This window comes from Aeromonas sp. QDB63 (genome assembly GCF_027707425.1).
GTDB classification, from domain to species: Bacteria; Pseudomonadota; Gammaproteobacteria; order Enterobacterales; family Aeromonadaceae; genus Aeromonas; species Aeromonas caviae.
In genome coordinates, this window is sequence record NZ_JAPCIS010000007.1 from 1 (window position 1) to 23,996 (window position 23,996).

16 protein-coding genes are annotated in these 23,996 nt (G+C 55.1%); all 16 read right to left on the reverse strand.

Annotation, left to right across the window (positions count from 1 at the left end; genetic code table 11):
• Positions 1-56: 56 nt before the first annotated feature.
• The 16 genes from PG879_RS06875 to ubiH all read right to left on the reverse strand — a co-directional run bounded on the left by PG879_RS06875 (position 57) and on the right by ubiH (position 23,845).
• Positions 57-1,142, reverse strand: a complete 1,086-nt coding sequence (locus PG879_RS06875) for an AAA family ATPase (protein ID WP_270829933.1) — start codon at positions 1,140-1,142, stop codon at positions 57-59.
• Positions 1,143-1,144: 2 nt separating this feature from the next.
• Complete coding sequence (locus tag PG879_RS06880; protein ID WP_270829934.1) at positions 1,145-3,232, reverse strand: transposase; 2,088 nt, start codon at positions 3,230-3,232, stop codon at positions 1,145-1,147.
• A 171-nt stretch (positions 3,233-3,403) separates the two neighbouring features.
• Entirely contained in the window at positions 3,404-4,276 is an 873-nt protein-coding gene (locus PG879_RS06885; protein ID WP_069785179.1) for a TnsA endonuclease N-terminal domain-containing protein, read from the reverse strand.
• Between the two features lie 441 nt (positions 4,277-4,717).
• Complete coding sequence (locus tag PG879_RS06890) at positions 4,718-5,509, reverse strand: M48 family metallopeptidase (RefSeq protein ID WP_270829935.1); 792 nt, start codon at positions 5,507-5,509, stop codon at positions 4,718-4,720.
• 4 nt (positions 5,510-5,513) lie between these two features.
• Positions 5,514-8,792 carry a type I restriction endonuclease subunit R gene (locus PG879_RS06895; protein WP_270829936.1) on the reverse strand — a complete coding sequence of 1,093 codons (3,279 nt, stop codon included), beginning with the start codon at positions 8,790-8,792 and terminating at the stop codon, positions 5,514-5,516.
• A complete protein-coding gene (locus PG879_RS06900; protein WP_270829937.1) occupies positions 8,789-10,282 on the reverse strand; it encodes a VWA domain-containing protein in 1,494 nt (497 codons plus the stop codon). The genes PG879_RS06895 and PG879_RS06900 overlap by 4 nt, the downstream gene beginning before the upstream one ends.
• Complete coding sequence (locus tag PG879_RS06905; RefSeq protein ID WP_270829938.1) at positions 10,273-11,778, reverse strand: AAA family ATPase; 1,506 nt, start codon at positions 11,776-11,778, stop codon at positions 10,273-10,275. The genes PG879_RS06900 and PG879_RS06905 overlap by 10 nt, the downstream gene beginning before the upstream one ends.
• Before the next feature lie 114 nt (positions 11,779-11,892).
• On the reverse strand, positions 11,893-12,579 hold the full coding sequence (locus tag PG879_RS06910; protein ID WP_064339926.1) for a UPF0149 family protein: 687 nt from the start codon (positions 12,577-12,579) through the stop codon (positions 11,893-11,895).
• On the reverse strand, positions 12,576-13,784 hold the full coding sequence (locus PG879_RS06915) for a restriction endonuclease subunit S (RefSeq protein ID WP_270829939.1): 1,209 nt from the start codon (positions 13,782-13,784) through the stop codon (positions 12,576-12,578). The genes PG879_RS06910 and PG879_RS06915 overlap by 4 nt, the downstream gene beginning before the upstream one ends.
• Positions 13,774-15,297, reverse strand: a complete 1,524-nt coding sequence (locus tag PG879_RS06920) for a type I restriction-modification system subunit M (RefSeq protein WP_270829940.1) — start codon at positions 15,295-15,297, stop codon at positions 13,774-13,776. Before PG879_RS06920 ends, PG879_RS06915 begins: the two co-directional genes overlap by 11 nt.
• 50 nt (positions 15,298-15,347) lie before the next feature.
• Complete coding sequence (locus PG879_RS06925) at positions 15,348-15,983, reverse strand: restriction endonuclease subunit S (protein WP_270829941.1); 636 nt, start codon at positions 15,981-15,983, stop codon at positions 15,348-15,350.
• A gap of 263 nt (positions 15,984-16,246) precedes the next feature.
• Entirely contained in the window at positions 16,247-19,123 is a 2,877-nt protein-coding gene (gcvP, locus tag PG879_RS06930) for an aminomethyl-transferring glycine dehydrogenase (protein ID WP_270829942.1), read from the reverse strand.
• Between the two features lie 232 nt (positions 19,124-19,355).
• On the reverse strand, positions 19,356-19,745 hold the full coding sequence (gcvH, locus tag PG879_RS06935) for a glycine cleavage system protein GcvH (protein ID WP_010675081.1): 390 nt from the start codon (positions 19,743-19,745) through the stop codon (positions 19,356-19,358).
• Between the two features lie 76 nt (positions 19,746-19,821).
• Positions 19,822-20,919, reverse strand: a complete 1,098-nt coding sequence (gene gcvT, locus PG879_RS06940) for a glycine cleavage system aminomethyltransferase GcvT (protein WP_010675082.1) — start codon at positions 20,917-20,919, stop codon at positions 19,822-19,824.
• A 381-nt stretch (positions 20,920-21,300) separates the two neighbouring features.
• A complete protein-coding gene (locus tag PG879_RS06945; RefSeq protein WP_270829943.1) occupies positions 21,301-22,521 on the reverse strand; it encodes an FAD-dependent 2-octaprenylphenol hydroxylase in 1,221 nt (406 codons plus the stop codon).
• Positions 22,522-22,621: 100 nt separating this feature from the next.
• Positions 22,622-23,845: a 2-octaprenyl-6-methoxyphenyl hydroxylase gene (gene ubiH / locus PG879_RS06950; protein ID WP_143237669.1), complete on the reverse strand. Its 1,224-nt coding sequence runs from the start codon at positions 23,843-23,845 to the stop codon at positions 22,622-22,624.
• Positions 23,846-23,996 lie beyond the last annotated feature (151 nt).

The following is a 23,996-nucleotide window of genomic DNA, read 5'->3' on the forward strand; positions in this document are numbered from 1 at the left end:
TTAGCGACTAATCAGATCGCACAAACTGGACTGAGTTCCCTTCCTCCGGTGATCTACTATTCGGAACAGCTATTTAGACTGGTTGCAATAGCCGGGATACCGGCACTCAAATAATGTATATGTTGGCGTAATACATCCTCTGATGTTTTCTGGTTTTTCAGAAATCTGGTTTGACATATCAGGCGGATAAAACGCAGCCAAAATGAGCTATGTATATCGCAGCTCACCAACTGCATAAATCCATTTTTAGTTGCTCGGCGGGTTAGCGTCATTTCGCTATCAAACAATTTCATCGTGGCCAATGTTCCGACAAACATCAACGGGATCCCCACTCGATTTAATAGTTCCTCTAAAAATTTCATGGTCGTTTTCTCGTTGTTACTGATCACTTCATTCTTGGCAGACCTGGCCAGGTTCTGCGCTTCATCAAGGATCAGCAAACCAACCCCATGGCCGATAAACGATTTTTGCACTACCGAAATCAACTCATTAACAGAGCGGTTTCTATGGGTATGGCTATAACTCTCACCAGTGACAGCGTCGAGTGATTCTAACAAGTTCAGCAAAAGTGCTTTTTGGCCACGGCGATCATGAATTTCAATGTACAGATAGGTCACCTGCACTCGACTCACAATAATTTCGTGACCATGCATGTCCGTATAGCGATCATGCTCTATCGTTTGTGGTATCTGTTGGCAAATTTGCCTAACCATCGTGCTCTTCCCACGTCCACTGAGCCCTAGCAGTAACAGGCTATACTGAACTGACAATTCTAGTTCCAATACATGTGAAGCTTTCCATGGCTCGGCCTTGTCACGATCAATCGCAGCTAATATCCGGCGTACATCGGCCCCAATTGGATTGCGTCGAGCATACCCAGCCTCGATCATCCGTCGTATCTGGTCATATAAACGGTACGCCTCATCTGGGGAGGTATACACGTCCGCCAGTTGATCTATGGCAGTGCGGATAAAATATGAATGCAGCGATTCATCCACCCCTGTAAGATCCAGATCACACTGAAAAGGGATCTCACAGTTCGCATAAAATTGTGCCGTTGAGAGCGGCAAGCCAAGCCCCTCGATATAGGGGTTTCCCCGATATTTTGAATTGGGATGTGGGTAATATTGAGGTGCGGCCATGACTATTTCTCCTGAACTGTAAATATTGTCGGATCAGCAAGGTTCTGACTGGGTGTTTTTTTAATATAATTATCTGGCTGACATGGATTTCTTAAATCAGCAGCAATAGCCATTTCCTCATGATGACGTTGCAAGTTCCCTTCGACCTGTTTATGGCTTTTCATTCCTGACTGTATATTTTTTGCAGTGGATTTTTTCAGTCCACGATTAGTTTTTCGAATTACCTCATCACATTCGCGAAAGTCCATTTCTAACACTGCGCGAGCATTGAATCTCTTCTCATCCAACGCAGCCAATTGTTGTTTAACAATATACAGGCGATGCATGACATTTGCCCAAACCTGATTCCGATATGCCTCACTGCGATCTGTCAGCTCAACCTGATAGACCTCATCACTCTCCTCAGTTTTAAACCAAAGATAATTAGTACATGTATCTATGTACCTGACTCTGATTTTGAAACGTCCGAGATTTTTCGCCTGATCCAGCCACTGCATTCGAACAATTTCATTACTGCTATAGTAAAGGCCTCGAAAAAATATCCCCTCAGCACGCACCGTAGCCTCATCCTCTGGCAACAGCGCAAATCGCAGGCGGTCTATGGGAACAGGCCTCACCATCACTGAATTTTTCAGACCCCAGTTCCATACATCACGAGGAGTAAAACCAACCCCATCACGTGACATTTCTAGGTTGTGCGAGGTCACGCGCTGACGATGATTATTTGAATAGATAATGATATTAATGAGTCGATACATGAACTGTTCATACGTCAGCAGGGGGCGACGAGATGCGTGCTGATCCTCCTTATGTGGATACTTAACCACCTTGCCTGCCTCGAACGGGATCGCTAGAGTCTGAATAATGTCGAAAGTTTTCTCCACTTGGCCTTTCATATCCCCGCGATGATAGGCATTAAAATTACCGACTGTGATACCAATGAGTCCGCGCAGCAGGCTGCAAATATTGGTATCAGTATTCTCAGAGCCCCGGTCGAACGTTAATTCACGACATGGTAAATTGCAGGGCCAGTCAGCCTCTTCGATCTCCACACCATACTGCCTACAAAACGCTTGCTTACTGCTCATCGCATTGAATAGAGCCTGACTTGCTCCATGCCAACAAGGCGAGTCGAAACCGACATGCAATCCAACAATCATACTGCTGGCGGTATCAACGACAAAATATATAACCGGTCTTCCAGTACTCAGTAGTTCATCGTTACTGTACGGGTAACGGATGTAAACATCGGCAATAGTACTGTCTATTTCATATCGTGACGTTGGCCCCCTCAGGCCCGCACGGGCAAGACCAGGCTTTCCTGCATGGTCACGAGAATAATTAATACTGCCTACTCGTTTTTTCAGGAACGTGAGATTACTGACGAATTTTTTTAGATGATATTTAAATATTCTTGGTGATATTAAATCTTCCCTATGAAGTAACATTTTAATTGGTTCTGCTATGTCACAATCCTCAACACCCTTCGGTAAAACATTGACACACTCATATTTCAAACAATAGTCAAAGTATAGCTCTGACAACCTCACTTCCGAGCCAGATTTAATAGATTTTGAAAAGCGCTCAATCTGTATAATATCTCGCCGTGTAATGCCACGATATGGTGTACCATATCGCGTAATTGGGCCGCTCTTGGTTGCTCTCTGACCTAAGGGCACATCTGGCAGTTGAAAGTTGCTGCCACAATTAAAATAGTGTGGGAGCAATGAATTTGGAAATGAACCAAAAATGAAATAACTGTTCAATTGAGCACAAATGTATTTCCTACTTCGACCGGAATTTTCAATCAACGTTTTCAATATACCACTTGCATCACCATATAAATAGCAATGTAACAATTCAGGCTGACTAAGCAGCGGACTAATTACAGCCAGTCTCTCATTGCGAATCTTGATCCATTGAGGTTCTAGCTCACTATCAGAGAAAAACAAAACTTGTGGAAATTGATGTTCAGCCAGAGTCCACTCACCACTTTCAATATTAGACTCGACGTTCTCTATTAATAGATTAATCGGCCGTTTTGGTGGCCCATCCAATAATTCACTTACAGCTAAGGAAAGTGCGAACAAGTATCCCACGAACAAAAAATGAAAATTTTAGTCATTTAATATCAATGGGTTACCAGTAAATGCTCTCGTGCCATATGACTTATTCGCACCTTCCCTAACAACCCCATGTCATAACAAATAGAGACAATCAGAAACTCTGAACCACCATTTGTATTAGTGATCAGTTTCTGGTTAACTCGCATGAACCACCTCGTTGAATGGCACAGGCCTATACAACTCTAAACGTTGCGTAAGATCAACGATTATAACACCATGGTAAACTGCATATTGAAATACACATTTCACCTGCACGTCAGAAATATTCAACTCCTTGGCCACCTGCTGGATCAACACTAACAACGTATTTGAGGGATGGGCAATCAGGTGATGTTTGATACGTCCCAATACAATGAGGTATATGGTCTCAGATACCTGAATATACTCAGGCATATCAAAGCACTCACGTAGAAATTCCAGATTATATATATGTGTTTTATTGAAGCTTTTTTCCGTTAACAACACATGATCAATATTTTGAGTGCGCCAATACTCAAGGGCAATTTTCTCTTTTGCTCGTGTTCGATTAACGACTCGGGGACTTGTGATCGCAGGATCCAGTGCATCAGAATATTTAAAGCTGTATGCTGTCAATCGTGCTTTACCACTATCGGATTGCCTCAGCACGACAAAATCCTGAGTCATAGTTTTGGCAGGGATACGGCCCCCATAATTAACTCGATCGATGTAATTACCAGGATGGACAATGTGCAGAGATGCCGCAATTTTGAGCGTTTCATGCAGTGGTAACGGATACTGTTCGAGAATGTCGATAACAGTTGGATCGCGTTCGAAATAGAAAAATGGTGCCCTCTCGCCACGACTCAGCAGATGATGCTCACGCCGAGTTTTGTGACTATACACAATCTGCCCCTGACCATAGGTATGGGACTGCCGCACCGTGACCCAGGGCCGATACCCCCGAGCCTGGATACTGCGGTTGTACCGTTCTGTTTTTGCGATCTCCGCATCGGTGACGATGGGCTGCTGAACCGTTTTTTGCTGCATGACTACTCCTACCTGACCTGCATACAACCTAGTAACTGGGTAGGGGATCGTCAACCGCAAGAGCGAGCGTAAGCCATTGTTTTAACTTATTTATTTTTATAAATAATAACTATCGACGCTATCATGGCAAAAATGCCACACTCAACACAATTTCATTTTTCACCTTAAAAAACATATAGTTATAAAAAATCACATAAGCATACATAATCACGAATATTTATTTTTATAAATAATAAGTAAATGTTTTTTATTCCTTTTTTGACATAAGAGGATGGCGGATATAGAACATTATTCTGAAGCGATTGATGATTCCGCTCAGAAAAAATGTCCGTTTTTGGCTACAAAAGGCTCCATGCGAAGAGTAATCAATGCATCCATAACAAAAAATTCAGCCCGGCAAGGGTGGCCTGCCGGGCTGTGGGTGACTGACGAGCGGATAACTCACGTCAACAAGCGGTTAGCCATGCCATCCAGCTTCGCTTTGGTCTTTTCCCAACCGGGCATCACCTGACCCATCAGCCGGTAAAAGTGCTCGCTGTGATTGTGCTCAGCAATATGGCAGAGCTCGTGCAGGATCACGTAATCGATACACTCGCGGGGCGCTTTGACCAGATGCGGGTTAAGCGTGATCCGGCCATTGGGGGAACAACTGCCCCACTGGGTCTGCATGGTCAGGATGCGCAGGGGCGGACGCTCGGTAACCCAGATGGCCTGATCGAGCATGGCATTGAGTCGTCTGGCAAACACCTCCCTGGCACGAGCCTTGTACCAGTCAGCGAGCAGTGCCTGGACTTTCTCGGCTCTCTTTGCGCTATCAGTGACTAGGCTCCTGACCGACACCTCCAACTTGCCACGCAACATCTTGACCCCCTGCACCGAATCAGGGGCTTTGATCACCTTGAGCAGGTACTGTTTGCCGAGGTAATAGTGGCTCTCACCGCTGATGTACTGGCGTGGGGTGACGTGCTCCAACTGCTGGCGAAAATCGCGTAACTGTTCGTAGATCCAGCGTCCGCGCTGCTTGACCGCTGCGAGAACCGCATCATCAGCCGCCTCACGCGGGGCCGAGACCACGACGCGGCAATCGGGATGCACCTTGATAAGCACCTTGCCGCTAGCCTGTCTCCGTTGCACCCGCTCGAAGGCGATCCGCTCATCGCCGTAGCGAAAGCTAAAGGATGGAGCTGGAGCCTGGGGCTGAGCATCGCCCTTGGCCCGAATAGGCACATTCATCTGATCAGACTCCGCTCAAGCCGACTCGGGTGATCTGCACCACCATCTCGACGATCTTCTTGGCCTGCTCCATACCACTGCCGATTGCTTTGCACTCCTGGAACATGCGTGGCAACAGTTGCTTGCGAATACCCGCCTCGATGTTCTGCGGGTTGATGGAGTGCTCAGCCACAGACGCATCCACGACCGTATCGATCTCGAAGGCCAGCTTTATCCACTTATCCTGTACTTGGCTGTCGGTAATGGCGAACACCTCCGGCAGTACCTTTTTGAACACCCCAAAGTAGGCCTGAGCGTGGCGATGCCCAGCAAAGGCGTCAGGTATGTCACTCAGGCGGCGCTCCTGCACCTGCTCTTCGAACTCCCGAAACAGCATGTACTGCTTGAGCGGGTGCTCGAACAGCTTCTCTGCCTCCTCGATAGCTTGTCGCAGCAGCTTGGAGAAGGCTTCCTGGGCGTAAGGGTCATCTCGTAGCTCCTGCTCAATCATGCGGCTGACCCGCGTTTTGATGATGTCGGTCTCGTTGCGGGTCTTGTTCTCGTTCCACTCTTCTGGCTGCTGCTGGCCCATCTTGCCGACCTCGTAGACGCCACCCGGCTCTTTGACCTCTACACCGACCACATGCTTATCCAGCAGCTTCTTCACCTGCTCGGCATATTCGTCGTAGTCAATCTTCTCACCTGCATCCTGCTGCACCAGTTGGCGCAGGCTGGAGAGCTGTTTCACCGTCTCTTTGTAGTGGCGACGATCCGCCTCGCTAAAGGCGCTGTCCTCGAAAAAAGAGGCCGACTGCAACGCCACTTTCAGGCAACTGGCAAACGCCGTGAGCGCCTCGTAGAAGTCTTCTCGCACCTTGAGGTTCACATCCACCAGTTCGCCGTCCAGTTCCTCCATCTTGGGCACCAGCACTTGGCGCAGTTGCTCGATATCCTGCTTGTTCTTCACCCCGGCGAAGATGTTCCACAGGGTCTGGTAGAGCTGAGGCAGCCGCTTATATTCGGTGCCCATCTGGTTGTAGAGGCCTTTGAGATCGTCAACGTCATAGCCGCCCTGAGTACGGGAAGCGAGATCCTGATACTTGCCGATGGTGGTATCCAGCTCGGATAAGATGCCGCGATAGTCGATAAGCAGGCCGAACTTCTTCTTCGGGTGCAGCCGGTTGACCCGCGCAATCGCCTGGATCAGGTTGTGCTCTTTGAGTGGCTTGTCGATATAGAGCACTGTGTTCTTTGGTTCATCGAAGCCGGTCAGCAACTTGTCCACCACGACCAGCAACTTGAGGGGATCATTCTCATCGGCAAAACGCTCGATAAGCGCCTTGGAATACACCTGCTCATCCTGAGTGCCGACATTATCCTTCCACCACTGGGTAACCAGCGGGGTGGTTGATTCATCCACCTCGGTGTTGCCTTCCCGGCTGTCGGGCGGACTCATCACCACCGCCGACTCGAACAGCCCCGCCTCGTCGAGGTACTTTTTATAGAGCACCGCCGATGCCTTGCTATCGCAGGCCAGCTGGCCCTTGAGCCCCTCGACAATGTGGTTTGAAAAGTGACTGGCGATATCGAACGCAATCAGCTTGATGCGATCTTCCGCGCTGTAGATCTCGCCCTTGCGGGCAAATTTGCGTTTCAGATCGGTCTGCTGCTGCTCGTTTAACCCCTGGGTTATGCGCTCAAACCAGCTGTCGATAGCCCGCTCGTTGACCTCCAGATCGGGAATGCGCTCCTCATAGAGCAGCGGCGTCACCGTCTTGTCCTCGACCGCCCGCTGCATGGTGTAGGCATGGACGATGGGGCCAAACTTATTGGTGGTCTTGTCATCCTTGAGAAGCGGCGTGCCGGTAAAAGCCACAAACGCGGCGTTGGGCAATGCCAGCTTCATGCGGACATGGTTCTCGCCCCCCTGGCTGCGGTGGCCCTCATCGATCAGCACGATGAGATCCGGGCTCTTGTTGATACACTCCGGCAACTTGGTCGCTGAGTTGAACTTCTGAATAAGCGAGAAGATGATCCGCTCGCTGCCCTTACCGATCTGCTCGGCCAGCCGCTTGCCCGAGGTAGCCATGGCCGCTTCTTTATCTTTCTTGCCCGCGAGTTCACCGCTGGAGGCAAAGGTCTTGCTGAGCTGGCTCTCCAGATCCACCCGGTCGGTCACCACCAGCAGGCGACACTGTTTCAAACTGTCATGCAGGATCAGCGCCTTGCTGAGGAACACCATGGTGAACGACTTGCCCGAACCGGTGGTGTGCCAGATCACCCCACCTTCTCTCCCGCCATCGGGACGTTTCTGGTTGATACGCTCGATTAACCGCTTGATGCCAAACACCTGCTGGTAGCGGGCGACTATCTTGCCCGCCTTCTTGTCAAACAGGGTGAACAGGCGGGTCATCTCCAGCAGCCGATCCGGGGAAAGCAGGCTGATTAGCAGCCGATCCTGATCGCTGACCGCCAGCTCGCCAGCCGCAACCAGGGACTGATACCAGCCCAGATCGGCGGCGGGCCGGTGGCTAAACAGGGCAGAGCGTTGTTCGGATGAGAGCGGCTGATTCTTGATGGCTGTCATCTCACCATCGCCGATGTCTTCCTCACGCCAGGCGGCCCAGAACTTCTCCGGCGTACCGCAGGTGCCATATCGCCCTTCGATGCCATTGATGGAGAGCAGTAACTGGCTGTAGGCAAACAGCAGCGGGATCTCATCCGGGCGCTGGTTGCGCAGGCTCTGGGAGATCCCTTCCTTGATGGTCGGCCCTTTTTTGGCGTTGCCATCCGGGCGCTTGGCCTCGATCACCACCAAGGGCAAGCCATTGACGAAGCAGACGATATCCGGGCGACGCGACTCGATGCCGCCTGCGCGGGTAACCCGAAACTCTTCGGTGAAGGTGAAGCGGTTATTGTGCGGGTTGTGCCAATCAATAAGGGGGATGGTTGGGCTCACCTTCTTGCCATCAACAAACTCGGTGACCGACATGCCATAGAGCAAGTGGTTATAGAGCCGCTCGTTGGCCGCCTGCAACCCTTCATTCAGGGCCGGGCTGCACAGCTCGCTGACCAGATTGTCCACTGACTTAGGGGAAAGCGGATAGGTTTTGCCCGCAAACACAAAGGTGCGCTCGGCCAGTACGCTGCGCAGTTGTTGGCGCAGCACCACCTGATCGAACTTGTTATCCCGTGCCGCCAGCGTCTGTTCAGGGGAGAAGAAAGACCAGCCCAACTGGGTCAGCAGGGTCAGGGCTGGGATCTTGGCGCTGTACTCTTCTTGAAATTTCGGCAAGGCCTTCATAACGGGGATGCCTCAAACTGGTTGTCAATTTTTTGCTGAAAGCCGATCAACTCATGAATGGTACTCGTCGTCGGGTTATACACCCACTCATGGTCAAAGAGGCGCTTTAGCCGCTGAACCATATAAGCAGAGCCGACCACCAGAGAGTAAAAGCGGTTACCCTTACCACGCTGTTGCTCGATATTTGCCAGGGTCTCCGGTGGCAGATCCGCCATGATGAAGTCAGAAATCATCAACAGGTCGGCCTTCTGGTAGGTCTCTGCGGCCATGGTTTTCAACGCATGGCCAAGGGCTGGTGCCGCATCAGTACCACCATGAAACGACATTTTCAGAAAGTCGATTATCGACGCAAGGCCCCATTTTCCACTCAACTCCAAGGTCCTGATACCCGTAGAGAAGTTAATCAGGTAACAGGGGCGTTGCTCCTCTCTCGCTTTGGTTGCCAGAAATAGCGTCATCGCTTTGGCGATCGTCTCGGGCGCCCCGCTCATCGAGCCACTGGTATCAACGCAGAGGATCATGGGGCCGCGCTTCTCCTCTTCGTTGACCGGCCTCTCCTCTTCTCGTTCAACATGCAGATGTTGAGTCTGCATACCTGCCATATCAAAGCTCATCAGTCGTGACTCGACGAACTTCAAATCAAACAGCAATGCGGTCTCGTCATCAGCCAACAGGGCTTTCTCGCTGGGCAATACATGCTCCAGATCTCGTCCCAACCTAATACCCACTATCTCCTCTCGGGAGTTGATATCGGGCAGACAGAGATCCAGAACGTGGTTGACCTTCACCCGCTCAATCTTTTCGGAGAGTTCAATCTGCCGGATCTTGCCGAGCAAGTCGCATAACGCATGCAACCCCTTGTCGTTTGCCAGATAGCTTGCCCACTTCTGGAACTGGGCCAGATCTTGGGCAGAGAGCTGGCCACTGGAGAGATCAACCAGTCGCCCCGGATCCAGCCCCAACGCTTCAAGCAGCGGTTGCAACTGCTGCAACAGCTTGAGCATGCTCTCCAATCGTTCCATTAACTGGCGACGCAGCTGCTCGATCCTGGCCAGCTCCCAACTATTGCGGGCTTTATCCAGCACCTTTTGCCATTCAGTAGCCAGCAGTTGGCAACTGACGGCCTTATCCTCTCTCGGCTGCTCTACGTCCTGAGCGAAACTATCGGCAACCTGCTTTTGCCAAAATGGCGGGTCCACCGGGTGCTGGCTGGCTTTACAGAGCGCGAGATAATCCTTCACCGCCCCTTGAAAAGAGGCTTTGGATATATCGCCAAGCGCACTCTCTCTTCGCCAATGGTTCAGCTTGTGGGCATGCTCAGCGAATGGACACTCGTTGGTCAACGCTGCCTCAGTATCTCTCTTCCACTCCTCGATGTGCTGCGAGACCTGGCTGGTCAGCGAGCTGGAGTGAGCCAGCAATCCACCATAGCTGTCGCGGAGTTCTCTGTGAGCGAGAAGCGACGCACTCTCCACCTGACTTATTTGCATAAGGCTTCCAGCCGTTCACAATCTTTGATACGCAATTTGAGCCGAGCAATCTGCTCGGTAATGCCATCAATAGCCAATGCGCTCTGCTGGGCAGGAACGAAAATGGATGCCAATTTTTTCTCATAGCCTTGGCACTGTTTTTCTATCTTATTCAGAGTGGCTATAAGCTGTTCTCTGGTTTTTGCCACCGACTCAGCCAATGAGGTGATAAGCCGCTTGTTAATATTTGGTTTCTTGTCACCTTTATGGAAGAGAACTTCTGGTTTGAAATTAAAACTGCCATATCGGCTCTTCATTGATATCCGACAAGTACCCTGGCCATCAAATTGACAGACAATATAATTTAGTTCATTACCCGTTTCACTTGTCGGGTGGAATTCATGTGTGTTCTTAAGGTTATCCAATGGAATAAAAATGTAAGAACTAATCCTAGTATTATCAAAGTCGTTCTTCACTTTGAAAAAAGCGTGCCCATTAATAATCTGTGTATCGTAAATATCAGTGGCACTGAAAAGTTCATTATGGATCTCTTTCTCCAATGATTCTTTTTCGGCATCAATCTGCGCGAGATTAATACCACTGTCAAAACCGGTATCCTTAACGGCTTGCTCGACGATATCGTTAACGGCAAGACGGTTCTCTTCATGGGTCCACAAGCAGTGCCGCAATAGCAAGGCATCACTGTGATTGGTTTCGCTGCGGCCATTAAAGAGGGCAGCGGCCTTGAGCAGTTGGGTCGCCCGCTGCCAGCGGCGGTCGGAAACATAGACCTTCAGTTTGTCATATTTGGTGGCGAGTTCACTGCGGATCAGGCGAATAATGGTCAGGGTTTCCGGTGACAAACTCACCTCATGCAGTTGCTCTCGCCATTTAGCCCACTCATCGGCCTTCACAATAAGCGAGTCATCAACCCTGATGGCCGCCTCGGTCGGTTTGCACGCCAGCAATCGTTCAAAATTATCAGACTGCTCAATGGGCCCGACCATCAGGCGGATGATAAAGCGATCATAGAGCGCATCCAGCCCCTGATTGGCATCGGGCGTTTCATTTGATGCAGCCACCAAGGCTTTCAGTGGGGCCTGCTCGATCTGTTCGCCGTTGCGAAAGGTGTGCTCATTGATAAGTGTCAGCAGGGTATTGAGGATCGCCGGGCTCGATTTCCATATCTCGTCCAGAAACGCGAAATCGGCCTGGGGCAGATAATGCTCGGTTTTACGAACATACCGATCCTCTTTGAGTGCCTTGATCGAGATGGGGCCAAAGACCTCCTCGGGGGTACTGAACCGGTTCATCAGATACTCGAAGTAGGCCGGATTGGCAAAGGCACAGGCGATGCGACGGGAGATCAGGCTTTTGGCCGTGCCGGGTGGGCCGTAAAGAAAGGTATTCTGACCACACAAGGCACCCAGCAGCGCCACTGAGATCACCTCCTCCCGCTCAAACATCCCTTCACATACCGCGTTGACCAGCCGTTCCATCCGTTGTTGTAATTTCATGTTTATCCCTAACTGACTGTTTATCTTATTTAATTTTTATGGTGATGCGATGCAACCAAGGCTCGCCATTCGCCTGGCCGTCACCCTCACTGAGGGTACGGGCCGAGCGCCTGATCAGTGCAAACAGCACTGCTTGTACTTCTTGCCGCTACCACAGGGGCAGGGCTCATTGCGCCCGACCTTGGCAGGGGCCTTTGCCGGTTTCACCGATGGCACCGCGACAGGCCCCCTGTTTGGCCCCCGTTGGGCGAGAAAATAGGCGTGCAATTTCAACGCGGCAGGGCCCACTTCGGCCACGCTCTGTTGATGTTCCGGCAGCGACAGGCTGGCAAGCAGTGGCAATTGGTCATCGCTGCCATGCAGGCGGATCACCTCAAGCCAGGTATCCAGCTCCTCTGGCAGCGCAGGCCAGTTCCCCAGCGCCATACCACGCAGATAGCCAAAGCACCACTCTTCGGCGTTGCAGATCTCTTGTTCTTCGAAAAGATTGACCATCAACACAGGTATAAAGTGCTCGGGCTGATAACAGAGGGTATGGGCCAGAATATTCATATGGCCGATGATAAGGTCCAGCGCCCGTTTCATCTCCCGCTCGGATGACCACTCGGGGGGCATGCCGCCCCAGAGTACCGGCCACCACTGACTCGGTGATACCAGCTCGGGGCCGGAGAGCACGGCAGTCAGAAAGCCGTCGAGTGCCGACAGACTCAGCATCGAGTCGTCATTGCCATAGTCCATCAGCCGCTGCTCCAGCCACTCAACGTCGGCCTCGGTCATGGGGTGAAGGGTCACTTTTTTCATGCGGCCTCCTCCACCTTGACCCGCCGTTTGCCAGTCAACAGTTGTTGCATTAGGGCTTTTTTCTCTTGCTTTAGGGCATCGAGCTTTTGTTGCAGGGCAATAATTTCTTGATCGGCGGTGGAGAGTATGGTGGCGATTTTTTGTTGTTCTTCTAGTGCGGGAATTTTCACCACGTGAGTTTTTATATTTCCCGTAATCTGTGGCTGGCCAGATCCTGATATTAAGTACGACAGATTGCTTCCATCCAATACATAGAAGAGGAACTTTTTACTTATAGCGGGAAAATTATCGGTATTAATAACCATTGCATTCCCTGTAATCCATGACTGAGCCTGAGTCCAGTTAACAACGCCGCATGTACTACCCCGACAAGTAACCGCGATTTGCTCAGTTGCGTGATTAAATTCTTCGTAGAGGCCAATAATTCCGTTTGCGCCATAAACGGGATAACCAGTTTCAGTCAACATTGACTGCGATATAGTCTTTGGCTGATAGACTTCTGCTATGTCTGATAGAGACTTACTTTCCCACTCCCCACTAAACCTAACTCCATTGTTATCCAGCAGGCGCTTTTTTCCGGTGAGCAGTTGTTGCATCAGCGCCTTTTTCTGCTGCTGACTATTAGCTAGTAGTCGTTCGGTGGTGTTGATCGCCTTATCCCAAGTGGAGAGAATGTTGGCGATTTTCTTTTGCTCTGAAATTGGTGGGATATTGAATAGCCATTTAAACCAATTTTCCACCTTGAAAATCATTTTTTCAATATGAACGCCAATACTTGAATGGAAGCAGGTTTGTTGAAAATATAGTGTTTCAGATAAAAACTCCATATATGGTAGATGGAAACCAGGCTTTCCTGTCATCACGCAATATTCATTTGATACTATTGAACCAGACAATTTTTTAGGCACAATTCCGCATGCACCATGAACTATTTGACGTTTTGAGATTAAGAAGTCACCTTCGTGAATATAGAATTGAGACTTTACAGAAATATCTTTTCCTTTAAGGTGCTCGCGTCTTACGACACCTCCACGAGATCGTTTTACGGTAACCAAATCATATTCTTGGTCATCCAGTACATCTACTTTACGATTTTCTACATTGAGACACTTTTCTAAACTAATGAGATGCCAGCCGTGGGGGCGCGAGCTAAGTGTCGGCTTACCAGCTTTAACGCTTACTGGATATTTTGAATCACGCGCCATATCCCAACTCCTTCAGATAGTTGGCCATCTCGCTTTCCAGCTCGGTCAGCTGGGCTTTCAGCTGCTCGCGCTCGGCCCGCACCGCCAGCAGATCGATCTCCTCTTCCTCCTCAAAGGTATCCACATAACGGGGAATATTGAGGTTGTAGTCGTTCTCCTTGATCTCTTTGAGCGAGGCAAGATAGGCGTATTTATCGACATTGCCACCATTGCGGTAGGTGGCGACAATTTTGGCGATATTGTCCGCGCTCAGCAGATTCTGGTTTTTACCCGCCTTGAAATCGCGGCTGGCATCGATAAATAGCACATTGTCATCCACCTTCTGCTTTTTAAAGATCAGAATGGCGGCGGGGATGCCGGTGCCGTAGAAGAGCTTATCTGGCAGGCCGATCACCGCATCGAGCAGGTTTTCATCGATCAACTGCTGGCGAATTTTCCCCTCGCTGGAACCCCTAAACAGCACGCCGTGGGGCACCACCACCCCCATGCGCCCAGTCTTGGGTTTGAGGGTTTCAATCATATGGAGGATAAAGGCGTAATCCCCCTTGGTTTTGGGCGGCAGCCCGCGCTTGAATCGACCGAACTTATCGTTCCCCGCCTCCTCATAACCCCATTTATCCAGCGAAAAAGGCGGGTTGGCGGCCACGATATCGAAGCGCATCAGGTCGCCGTTTTTATCGAGCAGCTTGGGGTTGCGGATGGTATCGCCCCACTCGATCTTGTGGTTGTCTTCCCCGTGCAGGAACATGTTCATCTTGGCCAGCGACCAGGTAGAGCCAATAGCCTCTTGACCGTAGAGGGCGTAGTGCTTCTCGCCATGGTTTGCCACCACCTTGCGGCCGCACTTCATCAACAGTGACCCCGAGCCACAGGCCGGATCGCAGATGGTGTCGCCCGGTATCGGCTCCAGCAGCTCGGCAATGAGATCGGAAACTTCGGGCGGGGTATAGAACTCCCCCGCCTTCTGGCCGCCGCTGGCGGCGAAGTTCTTGATGAGATACTCGTAGGCGTTGCCGATCACATCCAGGGTGCCAACCCGACTCGGTTTGAGGTTGAGCTCATCCTTGGCAAAGTCTTCCATCAAATGGCGCAGTATGGTGTTCTTCTGCTTCTCTTCGCCGAGGCGGTCGGTGTTGAAGCTGATGTCCTGAAACACGCTCTTGCCCGCGTCTTTGAGCTTGGTGCCGTTGGCCTCTTCGATGGCGTGCAGCGCCTGATCGATCCGCTCGCCGTTGCCCGGTTCAAAGCGACGCTCGAACAGGCTGTAGAAACTGGCCTGTTTGGGCAGCACGAAGCGCTCGTTTTTGAGCATCTCTTCAATGAGCTCCGGCTCATCACCATATTCGGCCCTGTAGCCATCGTAGTGATCCTGCCAGACATCGGAGATGTATTTCAGGAACAGCATGGTGAGCACGAAATCTTTATAGGTATCAGGGCTGACAGTGCCCCGGAAGGTGTCGCAGGCAGACCAGAGGGCCTTGTTGATATCGTCCTGGTTTATCGAGGTAGTCATAAGTCACAATTCCTTGGGTATTTCTTGGAAAAATGGGCTGCTCAGCGAAACTATTTCGGTTGCTGATCGGATTGTTCGAGCAGGCTGGCAGCGATGGCCTGCATCATCTGCTCGCCGTTACGTTGCAGTTGTTGCATCAGGTTCCGTTCTTCACGCAGGCTGTGGGCCAGCTTCATGATGGCGGCTTGTCTCGCAAGAGATGGGATGCCGATAGGGGCCTCCTCCAACACCTGACGGCGAATACTTTTTGCAGCGCTGCCTTCGGCGTGCAGTTCGAAATAACGCTGGCAAGGGGACTGATTGAGCTGCCAGGCCAGAAATTCGGGACTGAGCGCCTCGCTATGCAACCGCACCACATAGAAGTGAGGGGCAGCTACGGCGGGCAATGATGCAAGCCCGGTATCGACCAGCACGGCATAGTTAGTGCTGCCACGGGCCGCCACCAAGATATCGCCGGTTTGCAGCCAATCAGGCTCCTTCTTGCTGGTAGGCTCAGAACGAAGGCAGGCAGACCAGTCAACCCCCCCTTCTGGCGAGGCATCTCTCATCTGCACCACGGCCATGCTGCCGGAATCGATCTCCGGGATCTTGCCGCGATAGGGGTGCCCAGCACTGATGGTGGCAATTTGGTTCAGCTTCACAAAAAATCTCTTCATCGTTAATGATGCAGTTACAGTGTGTCGCATCTGACGCTACTGAGTCAATATCAATGCCCATTATTTTTGCATCAATGGCAATGATGCTTTTGTGTGTGCCATTGACAAGAGGTAGACCCTGACTTGCTTGAAAGATCCAACCGAGATCATTTTTGTAATTTAATTACAGATAATCACCGCACAAAATAAAAAGGCCCTGCTGTTGCAGGGCCTTTGAGTTTCCAACTCAATTGTCGGTTTCCAACTTCAATGTCACGGTTTCCAACTTAAATGTCCGTGATCAGGCGCCGCGATTACTTGGCGTAATCCTCGGTGGGCACGCAGGAGCAGAACAGGTTGCGATCGCCATAGACGTCGTCGATGCGGTTGACCGACGGCCACAACTTGCTGGCGCGCACCGCGTCGGATGGGAAGACCGCCTCGGCGCGGCTGTAGCCACGGTTCCACTCTGCATCCATCACGTCGTCCTGGGTGTGCGGCGCATGGACCAGGGGGTTGTCGGCGAGGCTCCAGTGACCGTCCTGTACCCGGGCAATCTCTGCGCGGATGGCGGTCATGGCTTCCACGAAGCGATCCAGCTCTCGCTTGGATTCGGATTCGGTCGGCTCGACCATCAGGGTGCCCGCTACCGGGAAGCTCATGGTAGGCGCGTGGAAGCCGTAGTCCATCAGGCGCTTGGCCACGTCCATCTCGCTGATGCCACTGGCTTCTTTGAGCGGGCGGATGTCCAGGATGCACTCGTGGGCCACCCGGCCGTTGCGACCTGTATAGAGCACGGGGAAGGACTCGCCGAGCTTCTTGGCCAGGTAGTTGGCGTTGAGGATGGCGACCTGGGTGGATTTCTTGAGCCCCTCGTCACCCAGCATGGCGATGTACATCCAGCTGATGGGCAGGATGCTGGCCGAGCCGAACGGGGCGGCAGACACGGCGCCGTTGTCACGGCTCTCCTTGTCGGTCTTGACCACGGCGTGACCGGCCACAAACGGTGCCAGGTGTTTCTTCACGCCGATGGGGCCCATGCCCGGACCGCCACCGCCATGAGGAATGGCGAAGGTCTTGTGCAGGTTGAGGTGAGAGACGTCCGCGCCGATAAAGCCTGGCGCCGTCAGCCCGACCTGCGCGTTCATGTTGGCGCCGTCGAGGTACACCTGACCACCATACTGGTGAACGATGTCGCACACCTCCTTGATGGTCTCCTCGTACACCCCGTGGGTGGAGGGGTAGGTCACCATCAGGCAGGAGAGCTGGTCTCCGACCTCGGCGGCCTTGGCCCGCAGGTCGTCCAGATCCACGTTGCCGGCCTTGTCACAGGCGGTGACGATGACCTTGAGGCCCGCCATCTGGGCGGAGGCCGGGTTGGTGCCGTGGGCAGAGGCCGGGATGAGGCAGACATCGCGATGCCCCTCGCCGCGAGACTCGTGGTACTTCTTGATGGCCAAGAGGCCCGCGTATTCGCCCTGAGCGCCGGAGTTGGGCTGCATGCAGACCGCATCGTAGCCGGTCACCTTCACCAGCCAGTCTTCCAGATCTGCCAGCAGCAGCTGGTAGCCTTGAGTCTGCTTGAGCGGCGCGAAGGGGTGCAGCTTGCCGAATTCAGGCCAGGTCACCGGGATCATCTCGGCGGTGGCGTTGAGTTTCATGGTGCAGGAGCCCAAGGAGATCATGGCGTAGTTCAGGGCCAGATCTTTCGCTTCGAGACGGTGGATGTAGCGCAGCATCTCGGTCTCGGAGTGGTACTTGTTGAATACCTCGTGGGTCAGCACGGCGTCGGTGCGCAGCAGATCCTGCGGGATGGCCTGATGAGTCTGGGCGGCCTGGTCGAGGGCCTCCACATCGAGGCCGTGACCCGCCCCAAGGAACAGGTCGAACAGCTCGGCCACGTCGCCTCGGGTGGTGGTTTCAGAGAGGGACACACCGACCACACCGTCCAGATCCCCACGCAGGTTGATGCCGAGCCCCTCGGCCTTGGCAATGAGTGCAGCCTTGTCCGACGTCAGTACTGTGAGGGTATCGAACCAGCTTCCGTGCTTGAGGGCCACGCCCTTGGCGGTGAGGCCGAGCGCCAGGATGGTGGTCAGACGGTGCACGCGGGAGGCGATGGTTTTCAGTCCCACCGGACCGTGGTAGACGGCGTAGAAGCTAGCCATGTTGGCCAGCAGCACCTGGGCGGTACAGATGTTGGAGTTGGCCTTCTCGCGGCGGATGTGCTGCTCGCGGGTCTGCATGGCCATGCGCAGGGCGCTCTTGCCACGGGCATCCTTGGAGACGCCGATGATGCGACCCGGCATGGAGCGCTTGTAGGCGTCGCGGGTGGCGAAGAAGGCGGCGTGGGGGCCACCGTAACCCATGGGCACACCAAAGCGCTGGGCACTGCCGAACACCACGTCGGCACCCAGTTCACCCGGGGATTTGAGCAGCAGCAGGGAGAGCATGTCGGTCCCGACGCAGGCCAGCCCCTTCTGGGCCTGGACGGCGGCAATGAGGGAACGCAGATCGGCCACATTACCGGTGGTGCCCGGGTACTGGAGCATGGCACCGAACACCTCTTCGCTCACGGCCTCGCCCGCAGGGCCGACCACCACATCGAAACCGAAGTGGACCGCGCGCTCCTTGACCACGTCGATCACCTGGGGGTGAACGTCGTCGGCCACGAAGAAGAGGTTGGATTTGGATTTGGCCATGCGCTTGGCCAGCGCCATGGCTTCGGCGGCGGCGGTGGCTTCATCGAGCAGGGAGGCGCTCGCCAGATCCATGCCGGTGAGATCCAGGGTGAGCTGCTGGAAGTTGAGCAGGGCTTCGAGACGGCCCTGGGCCAGCTCGGGCTGATAGGGGGTGTAGGCGGTGTACCAGCCCGGGTTTTCCAGCACGTTGCGCAGGATGACGTGGGGCACGTGGGTGTCGTGGTAGCCCATGCCGATGTAGCTCTTGGCGATCTGGTTCTTGGCCGCATAGCCCTTGAGCTTGGCCAGGGCCTCCACTTCGGTCATGGGGGCGCCGATACCAAGCGGCCCCGGACGACGGATGGCGGCGGGGACCGTCTGCTCAATCAGATCGTCCAGGCTCTCGGCACCCACGGTGGCGAGCAGGGCCCGCAGTTCTTCCTCACCCGGGCCGATATGACGGCGGATGAAATCGGTTTTTTGCTCGAGTTCAAACAGTGACTGGGTCATTTCCCTATTTCCTGGTAATAGGTCCTGGCATGACATCCTGATAGCCAAGACCTGATGTTCCTGTAGCCGGTCGATACCGGCTCCACTCATGTTCTGTGTCCGCCGCGGGCAGACGGGGAATGCGGCAAGGGCATCCCGAAGGCGCAAAGGCTGCGCCTTTCCTGCAACCGCCATGGCCGCAGGATGGCAGTCATACAAGTGGGCCCTGCTGTGTTGGCAGGGCCCGGGGGCATTACTCTTCGTCCACCACGTTCTGGTAGCCTTCGGCATCCAGCAGGTTGGCGAGCTCGCCTGCGTCGTCCAGCTTGATGCGGAACAGCCAGCCGGCGCCGTAGGGGTCGGAGTTGACCAGCTCGGGGCTGCCTTCCAGCTCTTCGTTGACGGCCAGGATCTCGCCGCTCACCGGGCTGTAGATGTCGGAGGCGGCCTTGACGGACTCCGCCACGGCGCAATCTTCACCGGCGCTCACCTGCTTGCCCACTTCCGGCAGATCGACGAACACCATGTCCCCCAGCAGATCCTGGGCGTGCTCGGTGATGCCGACCACGGCTTCGCCGTTGGCTTCAACACGGACCCACTCGTGGGAGGTGGCATATTTCAGTTCGCTCGGGATATGGCTCATTTGTGCTTCCTTTATGCTCTTGGATCGCTTCAACAAAAATGGGGCGGCGAAGGTCAACCCTCGCCGCAATCAATGATTACACCAGCGGCTGGCCGTTGCGCACGAAGGCCGGCTTGGTGACTTTCACGGTGACCTGCTTCTTGCGGATCTCCACCTGGGCCTGCTCGCCGATATCACGGGGCACCCGCGCCAGGGCAATGCTGTAACCCAGAGTGGGCGAGAAGGAGCCGGAGGTGATCACCCCTTCCCGTGTCTCGCCGCTCTCGCTGGTGAAGGTGACCGGCATGCCGGCACGCAGCACGCCCTTTTCTTCCATCACCAGACCCACCAGCTTGGGCTGGTTGCCGGCGGCCTTCTGGGCTTCCAGGGCGGCGCGGCCGATGAATTGGCGGGAGGCAGGCTCCCAGGCCAGGGTCCAGGCCATGTTGGCGGCAAGCGGAGAGATTGACTCGTCCATGTCCTGACCGTAAAGGTTCATGCCCGCTTCCAGGCGCAGGGTATCACGGGCACCCAGGCCGCAAGGGGCCACGCCGTTGTCCAGCAGGGCCTGCCACAGATCGCACGCCTTCTCTTGGGGGACCACGATCTCGTAGCCATCTTCGCCGGTGTAACCGGTGGTGGCGATGAAGAGATCCCCGGCCTGCACACCGAAGAAGGGCTTCATGCCTTCGACCGCCGCATTCTGTTCGGGGGTGAACACCTTGGCCGCCTTGGCCTTGGCGTGGGGGCCCTGCACCGCGATCATGGCAAGCTCGGGGCGCTCGGTCACGCTCACGGCAAAGTCGATGGCGTGATGGCGGATCCAGGCCAGATCCTTCTCGCGGGTGGCGGAGTTCACCACCAGGCGGTAGAAGGTATCGGTCAGGAAGTAGGTGATGAGGTCATCGATGACGCCGCCTTCCGGATTGAGCATGCCGCTGTAGAGGGCCTTGCCGGGGACGGTGAGTTTGGCCACGTCGTTGGCCAGCAGGTGTTGCAGGAAGGCTTTGACCCGCTCGCCGGTCAAATCGACGATGGTCATGTGGGAGACATCGAACATGCCTGCATCGGTGCGCACCACATGGTGCTCTTCCAACTGGGAACCGTAGTTGATGGGCATCTCCCAACCGTGGAAGTCCACCATCTTGGCACCCGCTTCCAGGTGTTTCGGATGCAATACAGTAGTCTGGATCATCGCTGTGTTTCCTTAAGCGTTCGCGACAACACTCGCAATCCGCCCCGGCTCGTCGGGAACTACGGACCACAAGCTCTGTGCTCGTTCCCGCCCGGGCGGGCAGGAGTGATTCCTTGAACGGAGCGGATTATATGACAAGCGTGCCGGGGCACCGCTCAAAAAAAACTAATCCTCACCCGACTCACTGACACCAGACACTAAGGCAAAAACAGTGATAAAAACAGCCAAAACCGCGCCATTGCGGGATTTAATGTTGATTTTTACCGTCCCGTCACAATTTACAGAAAAACGTTTCGCTTCTCGCCAACATTAAAGGCTGACACCCCGAAGGGGCATCTCGCCCTGTCAGATTAGTTTTTTTGTTAAAACCCCGGGGTAATATTAGATTTTTTCACCTTTGGCCAGGGTGGGCAGCTCCCCATCCAGCCCCATGGCGGCCCGGATCATGCCCTGCTTGAGGGGGCCAAGACCGTCGACGGTGCGAAGCCCCACCCCGCGCACCAGCTTCTTGAGGGGGTTGCTGCCCGCAAACAGTCGCTTGAGCCCCTCCATGGCCGCCAGCATGCGCGCCGCCTCGCTCTTGCGCCAGCGCTCGTAGCCCCGCAGGTTGGCGAGCAGGCCGATGTCCGCGCCCTTGCCGTGATGAATGAGGATCTGCTCCGCCAGGGCGGCGGCATCCAGCAAGCCCAGATTCACCCCCTGCCCCGCCAGCGGGTGGATGGTGTGGGCCGCATCCCCCACCAGCACCAGGCGCTCGCGGGCAAAGTCGCGGGCGTAGCGGGCGGTCAGCGGAATGGCGCTGCGAGCCCCCTCCACCTTGCACAGCCCGAGGCGCCCATCAAAGGCGGCGGTGAGCTGGCGGTTGAAGCCGTCATCATCCAGGGCGCAGAGCGCCTCGGCGCGGGCCGCGGGCACAGACCACACGATGGAGCAGAGGTCGGGCTGCCACAGGGGCAGGAAGGCGAGCGGCCCCTGGGGGGTGAAGATCTGGCGCGCCACCGCCTCATGGGGCTCGGCACAACGCACCGTCGCCACCAGGGCGTGATGACCGTAATCCCAGCTGGTGAGCGGGATATCGGCCTGACGGCGCACCCAGGAGTGGGCGCCGTCGGCGGCCACCACCAGCTTGGCCGAGAGGGCCTGGCCATCTTCCAGCAGCAGCAGGGCGCCCGCTGGCCCGCACTGCAGGCTGGTGGCCCGGGCCGGGGTCAGCATCTGGATATTGCTGGCCCCCGCGATGGCGTCCAGCAGCGCAAGCTGGATCACCCGGTTCTCGACGATGTGGCCAAGGGCCCCCTGACGCAGGCTGGCAGCATCGAAATCGATGTGGCCGAAACTGTCCTGCTCCCACACCTGCATCTTCTCGTAGGGCTGCAAGCGGCGCGCCACTATGCCGTCCCAGGCGCCGACCCCTTGCAGGATGTGCTGACTCGCGAGGCTCAGGGCACTGACCCTGTTGTCCGGCGTCTCACCGAGCGTTGCATCGGGCAGCCGGCCTTCCACGATAGCCACCTTGATCGCCCGGTTCTTGAAGGCGGCAGCGAGCCCCAGGCCCACCATGCCCCCCCCCATGATCACCACATCCACATCTTGCATCTGCATTCTCTTGTGTCCTTTCCGGGCGAGTCGCCAGGATCTGCGAGGCGACGCCCACAGGCGTGCCTCTTGCTCGAAATCGTCTTTGCCGCCGGGGCGACAGCGCTTATTGGCCGCACACCTCGCCCACGAATCCCAGGGTGCGGGAGGCGAGCGGTGCCTTGAGCCAGGGCACTCTGCCCATCAGGGAGAGCGCCAGATTGCGGCCCACCACCAGGGGAGCGTGATGGTTTGAGAAGAGCTGGGCCAGGGAGGACGTGAGCCAGACGGTCTGGGCCTGATCGTCCCGCCGCTGCTGCCAGTAGCCGCTTAACACCTCAAAGCCGCCGATGTCTTCCCCCGCCGCGAGCGCACGGGCCAGGGTCCGGGTCAGCACGTCCAGATCCCGCATGCCGAGGTTGAACCCCTGACCGGCGATGGGGTGCAGCAGGTGGGCGGCGTTACCCACCAGCACGGTGCGCTGGGCCAGCGGGTAGTCGGCCACCGTCAGCACCAGCGGATAGAGGTGGCGCACGCCTGTACGCTCGATGCGCCCGAGGCGCCAGCCAAAAGCCTGCTGCAGACGGGCGAGAAAGGCGGCGTCATCCAGTGCAAGCAGCCCCTGTGCCTCGTCCCGCGGCACGCTCCACACCAGGGAGGAGAGGCCGTCCTGCATGGGCAGCAGGGCCAGCGGCCCTCCATCGGTGAAGCGCTCGAAGGCCCGTCCGGCGGGATCCTCGGCGGTCTTGACGGTGGCGATGATGGCGCTCTGGCCATAATCGTGGCGACTGACCGGCATCTTGAAATGCTGGCGCACGAAGGAGTGGCCCCCGTCGGCCGCCACCAGCAGCCGGGTGCGGTAGCGCGCGCCGCCCTCCAGGGCGAGCGTCACTCCCGCCTCGTCGGGGTCGATGGCCTCAAGCCTGGCCGGGCACAACATACGGATCTGCGGGCAGGCGGCGATCGCCTCTTGCAGCACGATGCCCGCCGCCGACAGCTCGATCACCTGACCGAGGGCGGGTAGACCATACTCCGCCGCCGACAGCCGGGTCTGGCCACAGTGGCCCCGATCCGACACATGGATATGGGTGATGGGGGAGCAGTGGGGTACCAGGTGCGGCCAGAGGCCGTGACGGGCCAGCGCCTCGCAGGTACCGGCGGAAAGCGCGATGGCACGGGCATCGAAACCGGGATGAGCATTGAGCTCGGGCGCACTCGCCTCCAGCAGCAGGATCTGCAGGGGGGCACCATCCTGTCCTTTCAGGGCGGCAAGGGAGAGGGCCAGCACGGCACCGCTCATACCACCGCCGACGATAGCCACGTCGACGTGAACCAGATCAGATTGAGACATGAGAAGAGGGCATAGGCGAAAAAACGTGGGCCAATCCTACCACAAAGGTGGCGGACGGGATGCGAAGCCACGGGCAAAAAACCGCTTTGGCACCATGGGTTAGCAGAGTACCTCCCCTGCTCTCACCCCTTGTAAAACAGAAAGAGCGCCG